The organism is Ruminococcus sp. AM26-12LB, from assembly GCF_003480785.1.
In the GTDB taxonomy this organism is placed as follows: Bacteria; Bacillota; Clostridia; order Lachnospirales; family Lachnospiraceae; genus Blautia_A; species Blautia_A fusiformis.
This window is the reverse complement of record NZ_QUJX01000001.1, coordinates 180343-191518: the sequence shown is the minus strand read 5'-3', so window position 1 is coordinate 191518 and position 11176 is coordinate 180343. Positions and strand designations below refer to the sequence as shown.

Annotated in this window: 13 protein-coding genes and 1 tRNA gene; 7 read left to right on the top strand and 7 right to left on the bottom strand. The window is 45.6% G+C overall.

Features of this window, described 5'->3' with window-relative positions; all coding sequences use genetic code 11:
* Nucleotides 1-23: 23 nt before the first annotated feature.
* The gene (gene nagA / locus DW694_RS00900; RefSeq protein WP_118752400.1) at nt 24-1178 is read right to left on the bottom strand and encodes an N-acetylglucosamine-6-phosphate deacetylase; all 1155 of its coding nucleotides are present in this window, start codon (nt 1176-1178) and stop codon (nt 24-26) included.
* 79 nt (nt 1179-1257) lie between these two features.
* Nucleotides 1258-1329, bottom strand: a tRNA-Glu gene (locus tag DW694_RS00895).
* Between the two features lie 271 nt (nt 1330-1600).
* On the opposite strand from DW694_RS00895, the gene DW694_RS00890 reads away from it, so the two are divergent.
* The 4 genes from DW694_RS00890 to DW694_RS00875 all read left to right on the top strand — a co-directional run bounded on the left by DW694_RS00890 (nt 1601) and on the right by DW694_RS00875 (nt 4514).
* Nucleotides 1601-2227: an SGNH/GDSL hydrolase family protein gene (locus DW694_RS00890; RefSeq protein ID WP_118752399.1), complete on the top strand. Its 627-nt coding sequence runs from the start codon at nt 1601-1603 to the stop codon at nt 2225-2227.
* A 4-nt stretch (nt 2228-2231) separates the two neighbouring features.
* Nucleotides 2232-2996: a GNAT family N-acetyltransferase gene (locus tag DW694_RS00885; RefSeq protein WP_015525590.1), complete on the top strand. Its 765-nt coding sequence runs from the start codon at nt 2232-2234 to the stop codon at nt 2994-2996.
* A 127-nt stretch (nt 2997-3123) separates the two neighbouring features.
* On the top strand, nt 3124-3324 hold the full coding sequence (locus tag DW694_RS00880; RefSeq protein WP_021652824.1) for a hypothetical protein: 201 nt from the start codon (nt 3124-3126) through the stop codon (nt 3322-3324).
* 26 nt (nt 3325-3350) lie between these two features.
* Complete coding sequence (locus DW694_RS00875; protein ID WP_021652823.1) at nt 3351-4514, top strand: hypothetical protein; 1164 nt, start codon at nt 3351-3353, stop codon at nt 4512-4514.
* Here DW694_RS00875 and DW694_RS00870 read toward each other — a convergent pair.
* Both DW694_RS00870 and DW694_RS00865 read right to left on the bottom strand, forming a co-directional pair.
* The gene (locus DW694_RS00870; protein WP_015525587.1) at nt 4484-5374 is read right to left on the bottom strand and encodes an amidohydrolase family protein; all 891 of its coding nucleotides are present in this window, start codon (nt 5372-5374) and stop codon (nt 4484-4486) included. The two genes, DW694_RS00875 and DW694_RS00870, sit on opposite strands and share 31 nt — an antisense overlap.
* A 5-nt stretch (nt 5375-5379) precedes the next feature.
* Nucleotides 5380-6540 carry an alanyl-tRNA editing protein gene (locus DW694_RS00865; protein WP_110102750.1) on the bottom strand — a complete coding sequence of 387 codons (1161 nt, stop codon included), beginning with the start codon at nt 6538-6540 and terminating at the stop codon, nt 5380-5382.
* A 141-nt stretch (nt 6541-6681) separates the two neighbouring features.
* Between DW694_RS00865 and DW694_RS00860 the strand changes: the two genes are divergently transcribed.
* The 3 genes from DW694_RS00860 to DW694_RS00850 are packed head-to-tail and all read left to right on the top strand — an operon-like array spanning nt 6682 to nt 8401.
* A complete protein-coding gene (locus DW694_RS00860) occupies nt 6682-7215 on the top strand; it encodes a sigma-70 family RNA polymerase sigma factor (RefSeq protein ID WP_110102749.1) in 534 nt (177 codons plus the stop codon).
* Entirely contained in the window at nt 7216-7710 is a 495-nt protein-coding gene (locus tag DW694_RS00855) for a hypothetical protein (protein ID WP_110102748.1), read from the top strand.
* Between the two features lie 4 nt (nt 7711-7714).
* Nucleotides 7715-8401: a hypothetical protein gene (locus DW694_RS00850; protein WP_110102747.1), complete on the top strand. Its 687-nt coding sequence runs from the start codon at nt 7715-7717 to the stop codon at nt 8399-8401.
* A gap of 60 nt (nt 8402-8461) precedes the next feature.
* Here DW694_RS00850 and atpC read toward each other — a convergent pair whose 3' ends face one another.
* Genes atpC through atpG form a run of 3 tightly spaced genes read right to left on the bottom strand, consistent with a single transcriptional unit; the run spans nt 8462 to nt 11172 of the window.
* Nucleotides 8462-8869, bottom strand: coding sequence for an ATP synthase F1 subunit epsilon (gene atpC, locus DW694_RS00845; RefSeq protein ID WP_015525582.1), 408 nt, complete (start codon nt 8867-8869; stop codon nt 8462-8464).
* 9 nt (nt 8870-8878) lie between these two features.
* Complete coding sequence (gene atpD, locus DW694_RS00840) at nt 8879-10276, bottom strand: F0F1 ATP synthase subunit beta (protein WP_015525581.1); 1398 nt, start codon at nt 10274-10276, stop codon at nt 8879-8881.
* 5 nt (nt 10277-10281) lie between these two features.
* Nucleotides 10282-11172, bottom strand: a complete 891-nt coding sequence (gene atpG, locus DW694_RS00835; RefSeq protein ID WP_022427144.1) for an ATP synthase F1 subunit gamma — start codon at nt 11170-11172, stop codon at nt 10282-10284.
* Nucleotides 11173-11176: the final 4 nt, after the last annotated feature.

Below are 11176 nucleotides of genomic sequence, written 5' to 3'. Positions count from 1 at the left end.
TTATCGCTTTATCTTCTATGAGCTTATCGGATCTTTACTCCGTCCTTGATCACTGCTTTCAGTTCCAGATCCTGATCCAGCAGTACCACATGAGCTTTTTTACCTGCTTCCAGAGATCCGTACTGTTCTTCCACACCAAGGCTTCTGGCCGGATTTATGGTCGCGCAGGCCACGGCTGTTTCCAGCGGAAGATCCATCTTTTTAACAACTGTACGCATACAATCCATCAGATTTGTGGCAGATCCTGCGATCGCACCGTCAGATACCAGCGTGGCAAGTCTTCCCACAACCTTAACATCCAGTCCTCCCAGTGTATACTGGCCGTCCGGCATACCGGTAGCTCTCATACTGTCGCTGATCAGGATCATCCTGTCAGCTCCCATCATCTGAAAGGTAGCTCGAACAACAGACGGATGGATATGGATCCCGTCACAGATGATCTCTGCCATAACATCCTTATTATCAAAAACAGCACCTACGACACCTGGTGCACGATGCGTAAACGCAGGCATTGCGTTATACAGATGGACTGCATGGTTTGCTCCTGCTCTGCATGCTTCCATTGCTGTATCGTAATCTGCATTGGTATGTGCCAGAGAAACATTGACCCTTTCATGAACTTCCCGGATAAATTCTGCTGCATGCTCACTTTCTTCAGGTGCAATCCCTATAAATTTTACCAGACCTTCCGAGGCCTTTAAAAAACGGTCACAGATTTCCACATTACATGGCAGGATATTCCTCGCGTCCTGTGCCCCTTTTTTCGCCGGGCTGATAAAAGGCCCTTCCATATTGATCCCCAGAAAATCCGCCTTACGGCAGTCCTTTGTTTCTTTTTTATATTCTGCTGCTGTATGGAGGATCTGCTCCAGTTCCTCTACCGGTAAAGTCATAGTAGCCGGTGCAATCGCTGTAACTCCTACCGATGCCTCATATTCCGCGATTCTTCCGATCGCAGCCTTGTCTCCGTCGCAGAAATCATCTCCCTTGCATCCATGAAAATGCAGATCGATCAGTCCCGGAATGGCGTAGCAGCCTTTTCCGTCCAGAACATCCCCGCTAAGCTGCGGCACATCCTTTTCTTCATAAACCTGTCGGATCTTATCCCCATCCAGGATAATCCCGCCTTTTACAAATGCTTTGTCCGGTGTAAAAACATACACATTATCAATGATCATAGTAAAACCTCCCAAAATCCCCATTTGTGATCATAAACAAAAAAGCAACCAGAAACATGTTCTGATTGCTTTCAGTTAATAGCCAGTACGGGAATCGAACCCGTGTTTCCGCCGTGAGAGGGCGGCGTCTTAGCCCCTTGACCAACTGGCCATATTCTTTTGTTTCTGTCGTTTGATTTCGTTTTTTGTTGTTTCCCTCAACCGACTTCGTTAGTATATAACACTTTCTTTCAAAATGCAAGTACTTTTTTTAATTTTTTTAAAAAATTTTCATGTTTTTCACGTTTATTCGTTTTTTACCCATTTTCCGGTATTTCGTACGCTTGACCACTGCTGGTGTAAGTGCTACTATCAAAGCACCAATACGAAAATAATCGACTGCGGATAATGATCCGCCCGGTATAACAGAAAGAAGGAATTGGATGACTCGCATTTTGTGTCTCGGAGACAGTATCACAGATTGCGGACGGCTTTTCTCCGCAGATCCTCTTGGAAAAGGATATGTGAAGCAGCTCTCCTGTCTGCTTCATAACACAGATCACCGATTTTCCATTGAAAACAGAGGTATTGATGGTTTCACCCTGGAACGGCTTCTTCAGAACACAGATTTCTGGCTGGAAAGCTCTGATCCGGATATTGTTACCGTCCTGATCGGGATCAATGATGTGGGGATCATGATGAACACCCGCCGTTCATCTGCACAACAGCAGGATCTGATGAACAAATTTGTCACCCGTTATGAGCTCCTTGCAAAAAAGCTATCCTGCACAAACTCCCGGAAACGAAAGCTCTATTTCCTGGAACCCTTTGTTTTTCCATGGCCACGCTGCTACGCTTCCTGGGCTCCCCTTCTTTCACAGATGTCCGTGCATATTAAAAAGATCAGTCAGGATCATGGCGCCGTTTTTCTCCCGCTGCAGAACGATCTGGATCAGGAAGCTGCACGGTCCGGGCCTGCATCAATAACTTCTGACGGTATCCATCTCACACCACAGGGGCATCAGGTCCTGGCAGATAAACTTTATAAATTGATCATATCAGAAAGGTAATACTATGGAAACAACGATCAAAAAAATCGAAGATATGTCACTGAACGCATGGCCTTCCCATAAAATGGAACTTTATGACGGATGGATCTTACGTTTTTCTTATTTCTATACGCACAGGACCAACAGTGTGGAACAGTTCGGAACCTCCACACTTCCATGGCGCGAAAAAATCCCCTACTGCGAACAGGTCTATAAGCGTCTGGGAACTCCTGCGATCTTTAAGATCAGCCCCCTTGTATCCCCGGATTTTGACTATATGCTGGAAAACAGGGGCTATTCCGTTCAGCACATAACAAATGTTATGACTGTAGACCTGGACAATGCCGTTCTGGATGCGTCTGTCACCGATGTGCTTTTTTCCAATGAAATTCCGGATTTCTGGATCCACAGCCTTTTTGACTTGAAAAGAACTACAAATCCGATCCATCGAAGCGTCGTTCCTTCCATGTACCGTGCCATTCTTAAGGAAACTGTCTGCGCTTCCATAACAAAAAACGGCGAGATCATTGCCACAGGTCTTGGAATCCTGGATCGCGACTACATCGGTATCTATGCCATTCATGTACGTGAAGATTATCGCCGCAGAGGATATGCCCGTCAGATCTGTACCGGTCTTCTCAATGAGGGCAAAAAAAGAGGCGCCAGCCACGCTTATCTTCAGGTGGTAAAAAACAATACTTCCGCAGAAAAGCTTTACAGCTCTCTTGGATTTCAGTATTCTTATACCTACTGGTTCCGTGTTCAGCCTGTAGGAACACGTTTTCAGTAAATGCATGGATTTTCCGTAAATCCCTGTAGAAATCAAAAAATCTTTTTGCTATAATACCCTTAATATGTATAAAATCTTTCCTGCCTTCATATACTGATCCTTATCAATCAATAAGGAGACTGATCCGATGAACGATCCGCAGGAAAAAAACACCCAAAATCCCTATCATATTTATTACGATAATTATCTGGATACCAATGCCTGTACTGAATGCACGGGTCTGATCAACCATGGAATCGACAGCCGTGAGCAATGGGATTCTTTCCGCCAGATCTTTGACTTTATACCGGCGTCGGAAACCCATGATCTTACAGATAAACAGGACTGACCGTTATCCCGGGTCGGAGGACACAAATGAAAAAACTGTCTGCTGCATGTATGATTCTCGGCCTTTCCCTTTTTGCGGGAGGCTGCAGCAATGATCAGATCGATGATCATATTATTTCTCTTCAGGATAAAATTTCAGACGTTACTGCTTCAGATTCCACAGAACAGGAAGATCAGGAGCCTTCCACGGAAGAACGTGTTTATATGGATGAGCTTACCGGCACACTGCTGGATTTTGACGGTACACACCTGACGATTTCCAGCAATGGAGAAACCTATGTATTTGATGTTTCCCAGACAAGGCTTGAATGCAAATACGGCGTTGTATCCAGTGATCAGGTCAGTGTAATCTACCAGGGACAGCTTTCCGGAACGGATATCAGCACCATTTCCCCCATCAAAATAACCGACAAATATCATAATGAAACTCCTCTGGAGGACCGCACTTTAAAGGGCAAAGTGAAATCACTCACCTCCAATGCCCTTGTGATAGTTACAGAAAAGGGAAATACCGTAACCTTCCCTGTCACCGGTGTCAGACAATACTACAAAAAAGGCATCAAGGCCGGCAAGTGGGTCTATGTCCATTTTCGCGGTAAATTCATCAACGAAACACTCGTGGATGACAAACAGTATGACGGCAGTTTCACAAAAGTGATCAGTGTCTCCGATACGGATCCACTGAAAGTACCTGCAGCAACTCCTACGCCTTCCCCTGAACCGAAGAAAAAAGAACAGCATCTCCGTGCAAAGATCGTAAATGTCAGCACCGGCACAATGACTGTCATTCCGCAGACCACAGGATCGGAACTGACTGTTTCACTTTCCTCGGTTCCTGTATATTTCAAAGGAGGAATGGCTCCGGGATCTTATGTAAACATTATCTATACCGGTAAATTTAATGGTGAATCCACCAGCGGCATGAAGATCCGTGGAATCACCGGGGAGGATCCGGACATACTTTCAGTACGCAACATTACTTCTACTGTAACCGGCACGATCCTGGGCACAACCGCCAATACCGTGCTGCTCCAGACATACGACGGCGTAAAGATCCTCTGCAGCCGTGAAAACGTTCCGGACCTTTCCTCAAGCGGAATGGAAGAAGGTGCCGATCTCCGGGTTACTTTCAACCCTGCGAAATCACGCACCTCCAATATTTATACCTGTATTAAATTCGAAGACCCGTGACGGAAGATGGTACGGATCCTTTTTTCTCCATCTTCCATCCAGCTTCGTACTGCCTGCGTATCACCCAGTATATCAAAAAAAGCTCTGCTTTCATCCTGTACACCCTGGCCGTGAAGAACCTGATATGCACCGGCATCGCTTCCTACTGCCACATGAACCTTCTTTTCAAAAGCTTTCTTCAGATTCTGCTCGCCTGTCTTTATAATAGATGCAAGAATCGTATCTTCAAATCTGCCGCAGCCTTTAAGATTCCGCACAGTTACAAGTGTCGGAACCCACACGCTTTCGCTGTCTGCCAGCATGGAAATCGTCTCATCATCCATATAGTTCCCATGCTCAATACTGTCAACACCAGCCTCCACTGCTGCTTGTACGCCATAGCATCCATTTGTATGGCTCATCACGGCAAATCCCTCTTCATGAGCAATATGTACCATTTCTTTCACATCCGTTGCTGAAAGCGGCGTTCCCGTAATTTTCCCGTGATCTGCAAAATCCAGAAGCCCTGTAGTCATGATCTTGATAAAATCCGCACCTTCAGCGGCAGCTTCCAGAACTCTTCTGTGATATTCCTTCATGTCTGAAAAGCTTTTTCCAACGATCTTCCCGTAATGCCCCTCTTTATAAATGGCAAAAACCGGTGTGCGATAGTCAATTTCATATTCCGGGGCCAGTCTGGCAGCCCGTTTTGACACACCGTAATGATCTCCTCCGTCTCTCACAAAACGGATTCCTCTTTTCCGGTATTCCTCAAAATGAGCACGGATCAGTGCATCCCGGGGCCCGTTTTTCTGTGTCTCAACGGCTTTCCGGTAATCATAGCCATTGAGAAATATATGTGCATGACATTCCCCAAACATTTTCATCACTGCTCAAAAAAGTTTCGGATCTCTTTCTCAGATGCCTGCACCGACCCCTGTACAAAGAACGGCTTTCCACCTCCGCGTCCGTTTAATTTCGCATTCATCTCTTTTGTAAACTGACGGAGATCGCCGTCTTTTTCGCCCATTGCATACTTGTAGCTTCCGTCTGCATTTCCGGAAAATACCGCACAGCAGCCCTGGCAGGTCTGTGTCACGGCGTCTGCAAGCTTCCGCACACTGTCTGCATCCATTCCATCCATAAAGATGAGAACGCTTCCGCTTCCTGCATAACGCTCTGCCTCTTTCCGGCACATGTCGTCTACCAGCTGCCCAACCTGTCCTTTCAGTCGGAAATTCTCTTCCTGAAGGCGTTCCACTGCCTGCGCAGTCTTATCCATTTTTGCGGAAAGCTTTACAGAAATCTGGTGGTTCTGGTCATTGACCATGTTCAGATAATCCAGCACACGTTTTCCGCAGATCATCTCAATACGGACACCTTCACGAAATTTTTCCACGGAAAGAAGTTTCACCATTCCGATCTCTCCGGTATGTGTCACATGAGTTCCGCAGCATGCACAGATATCCACCCCTGGAAATTCTACGATCCGCACCTGACCGGTGAGCTCTTTTTTGCTTCGGTAGTCGATTTTTTCCAGTTCCTCCGCTGTAGGATATATGATCTTTATCTGCGTATCTTCCCATATCTTTTGGTTTGTTTTCCGCTCGATCTCAGCAAGCTGCGCCTCATCCAACGGGCCATTCAGATCTATGGTAATGGTATCGCTTCCCATATGAAAGCCTACATTATCGTATCCGTAAGCCTCGTGGATCAGTCCGCTCACCATATGCTCACCGGAATGCTGCTGCATCAGATCAAATCTTCTTGCCCAATCGATGCGTCCCTGTACTTCTGTTCCGACTTCCATCGGCTGATCTGTATAATGAAGAAGTTCTCCCTCCTTTTCATGCACTTCCTTTACTTTCACATCGTTGAGATATCCGGTATCGCTTGGCTGTCCACCGCCCTCCGGGTAAAAAGCGCTCTCATCCAGAATGATATGAAAACCTTTTTTTGCTTCTCTGCACTCCAGGACTTTGGCTGTAAATTCTTTTTTATATACATCTTCATAATATAAACGTTTCGTCTCTGTCATTTGTCTCATCCTTTCTGCATCTCTGCTTTGACGACTTATAGTATAGACCAAATTTTCTCTCCCCGCTATATAAAAGCGGCATTTATCCAATGATTTACATATTTTTCTATAAAAGCTGAAGGCTTTCCTTCAGGTTCCGCGTTATAATAAATGAAGCGGGAAGAGAAGGGAGCTGATTGCATTACACGGGAAGAATATCTGGAATATCTGATACATACATATCAAAACTTAATATTTTCCATTTGTCTGAAATCGGTGGGCAATCCCTTTGACGCCGAGGATCTGACACAGGATGTTTTTCTTTCCGCCTACAAAAATCTCTCCCGTTTTGATGGCACCTACGAAAAAGCCTGGCTCAGCAAGATCGCAGTCAGAAAATGTCTGGATCATCTGAAAGCAGCCGGCAGACGTACCATTCCCACAGAGGACACCTATTTTGAACAGCTCCATGATAAAGAGTTTTCCCCGGAGGAGGCATTTCTGGACAAAGATTTCAAGGATCGGATCCGGCATTTATGTTCAGCGCTGAAAAGCCCCTACAGGGAGGTTGCCCTTGAACATTTCTGCGAAGAAAAAACCGCCGCAGAAATTGCAAAAGCGCAGAATAAAAATATCAAAACAGTCCAGACGCAGATCTACCGGTCCAGATCTATGCTGAAAGCACTGCTGGAAAGGAGTGATTAGATGCACATACCACAAGATGAATTACAGAAATTCCAGGACGGAACCATGAATACGGATGAAATGATCCATTTTCTGGAGCATATGGAGCAATGTGACTTCTGTCTGGATGAACTTCTTCAGAATGAGGATGCCGCTTCTGAGTATGCTCCATCCTATCTGCAGGATGAAATTCTGAAAAAAGCAGCTTCTCCGGAAGTTCAGGCTTCCAGAAAAATACATGAAACTGCTTATTGGATGAAGCTTCTCTGTGCAGGCTTACGGACTGCCGTAGGCATGGGTGTTGCGCTGATCATGCTTTTTTCTGTATCTCAGACAGATTTTACGGCTCTTCATCCTTCACCGGAAACAAAAGTTAAGATTTCTTCATCCCTTGGCATTGGTTCCGGCCTAAACCAGCTTTCCATGCAGGTAGGTTCCCAGCTCAGTGAACATTCTCAGAAGATCAGTAATAATCTGAACGATCTTACGAATAAAATTATAAACGGAGGCAAGTAAATTTATGAAAAAACAAAAACATGGTTTCTGGGTATTTATCTTTTCCCTGATCCCCGGTGCCGGGGAAATGTACATGGGATTTAAAAAACAGGGACTTAGCATTATGCTGCTGTTCTGGGGATCGATCGCACTGGCATCCATAACCGGTCTTGGATGGCTGGCCATGTTTCTCCCGGTGATATGGTTCTATAGTTTTTTTAATGTCCATAATCTGAAATCCCTGTCAGAAGAAGAATTCTACTCTGTAGAGGATAATTACATTCTTCACATGGATCAGTTTTCCGGTGATATGGGAAAATTCTTACAAAAGCATCAGAGTGCAGCTGCATGGGTTCTGATCCTGTTTGGTATCTGTATCCTGTGGAGTCGTTTCACAAGTCTTCTGTACTTCATTGTACCGAATAATATGGCCGACTATGTATACAATATCTGCAACAGCCTTCCGCAGATCGTCATTGCTGCAGGTATCATTGCTGCAGGTATTTATCTTCTTACTCAGCAGAAAAAGAAACTGAAACAAGAAACCGAAACAAAAGATGAACATTACTGGGAACCCTATCGTCCATATCAGCAGCTGACAGAAAAGCCTGTTCATACTTCTGATAACTCAGACAAAGATACAGCTTCTGAAGCTTCTTCCATTACTGATCCGGAAAATACCGAATCTGATCCTGCTTCATCCACAAAATAACAGAGAAAAAAAGATCCACTGCCAGTTTCCTGACAATGGATCTTTTTATATGATTTAAATTTACTGCTTATGTGTTACTTTAAGACGTGTCATCGCTCTCGCAAGTGCCATCTGGTTCATATGATACTCCTGGATGCTCTGTTTCTGACGAAGCTGCTCTTCTGCACGTTCCTTTGCTTCCTGAGCACGGCGGATATCAATCTCGTCCGGACTCTCTACGCTGAGGCAGAACAGCTTGGCACGGTTATTGATCATCTCAACAAATCCGCTGCTCACAGCAAACACATACTCATTACCGTCAGCATCCTCAAAACGCATCTCACCGGGAATGATGGCAGCTACAACATTCGCATGATGGGCAAGAAATCCCTGCTCACCATCCACTGCCGGGATAATAAGCTTCTGAGCACGTCCTGCATAAGCCAGTTTATTGCTGGCATATATTTCCAGGCCAAATGTCTCACTCATAGCTGCTCCTTACTGCCGGTTCTCCTCGGCTTTTGCTTTTGCAATTACATCATCAATGGTTCCAACATTAAAGAATGCGTTCTCCGGATAATCATCCATCTCACCGTCAATGATCGCCTTAAATCCGCGGATCGTCTCTTTCAGAGGTACATATTTACCTTTGATACCGGTGAAGTTCTCAGCTACATGGAACGGCTGGGAAAGGAACTTCTGGATCTTTCTTGCACGGAATACTGTCTGCTTATCTTCCTCTGAGAGCTCCTCCATACCAAGAATAGCAATGATGTCCTGAAGTTCTTTATATTTCTGAAGGATCTCCTGTACTCTACGTGCAACCTCGTAATGTTCCTCACCAACAATATCTGCCTCCAGGATACGGGAAGTAGACTCAAGCGGATCTACGGCCGGATAAATACCCTGCTCAACGATCTTACGGGAAAGAACGGTTGTTGCATCCAGATGGGCAAATGTTGTTGCCGGAGCCGGGTCTGTTAAGTCATCGGCCGGTACATATACTGCCTGTACAGATGTAACAGAACCTTCCTTGGTAGATGCGATCCTCTCCTGAAGCTCACCCATCTCAGTTGCCAGTGTAGGCTGATATCCTACTGCGGACGGCATACGTCCAAGCAGAGCGGAAACCTCAGATCCTGCCTGTACAAAACGGAAGATATTATCAATGAAAAGAAGTACATCTCTGTGCTCCTGATCACGGAAATACTCTGCCATGGTAAGTCCTGTCTCAGCAACACGCATACGTGCTCCAGGTGGCTCGTTCATCTGTCCGAACACTAAGGCTGTCTTTTCAAGAACACCGGATTCCTTCATCTCTGTCCAAAGGTCATTACCCTCACGGGAACGCTCACCGACACCGGTGAAAATAGAATATCCACCATGCTCGGTAGCGATATTCTGGATCAGCTCCTGGATAAGGACTGTCTTACCAACACCGGCACCACCGAACAGACCGATCTTACCACCTTTTGCATATGGAGCAAGAAGGTCGATAACCTTGATACCTGTTTCCAGGATCTCAACTGCCGGTTTCTGCTCTTCAAATGAAGGCGGATCACGATGGATGACCCAATGCTCTTCACCGTCCAGGGAATCACCGCCATCTACGGTATCTCCAAGAACGTTGAACAGACGACCAAGTGTTTTATCTCCAACCGGAACCTTGATACCGCTTCCGGTAGCTGTTACTTCTCTGTCTCGCTGCAGGCCCTCGCTGGCTCCCAGCATGATGCAGCGTACGATATTATTTCCAAGGTGCTGGGACACCTCCATAACGCATCTTTTACCGTTGTTCTCGACTTCAAGGGCATCCTTGATATCCGGAAGCTGTCCGTCTTCAAAAACAACGTCTACAACAGGTCCCATAACCTGTACGATCTTACCTTTATTCATAGTCATCACTTCCTTTTTTGTGCTTTAGCACCGCTGATAACCTCTGTGATCTCCTGGGTGATCGCAGCCTGACGTGCACGATTATACTGAATGGAAAGATCCTTCAGCATCGCCTTCGCACTATCTGTAGAGGACTGCATTGCTGTCATTCTCGCACTGTTCTCACTGGCATATGCCTCTACAAGACATCCATAGATCACACCTGTAAGGTAGTTGGGGATCATAGTATCCAGAAGCACATCTGCAGACGGAGATAATACGATCTCCTCCTGATAAATATCTGCCGGGATCTGACCCACCTTAAAATCAGCCTTTTTCAGCGGTAAAAGCTGCATATTCACATTTTCCATTGCCATCGCATTCAGCATCTGTGTATAGACAATGTGAATTTCATCCAGCTCTCTTTCAAGAAATGCCCGTACGATCTCTTCCGTGATAAGGCGTGCTCTGTGCATAGTCGGCTTCTGCACGGTATAATGAAAACCGCCGTCCATATCCACATCTCTCTTGCCGAAATACTGACGCCCTACCATACCAAGGACATACAGCTTGTGATGTCCCGGTACCTCTTCCATGAAATCTTCTGTCATTTTCTGTACATTATGATTGTATGCACCAGCCATACCTTTATCACCTGTAATGACAATGGTACCTACCTTTCTTTCATCCTTCGGAACAAGATGACGCTCACTGAAGAAAGGATGCTGAATGTCCGGCATATGACGGAGGATCCTGGCAATGGCAGCCTGCATATTATAGAAATATGGTTCCGTATCCTGCAGGATCTTCTTGGCCTTCTGCATCTTGGAAGAAGAAATCATGTACATCGCATTGGTGATCTTCATGGTGTCCTGAATGCTTTTCATACGAGTCTGTATTTCTTTTGCATTTGCCATATCA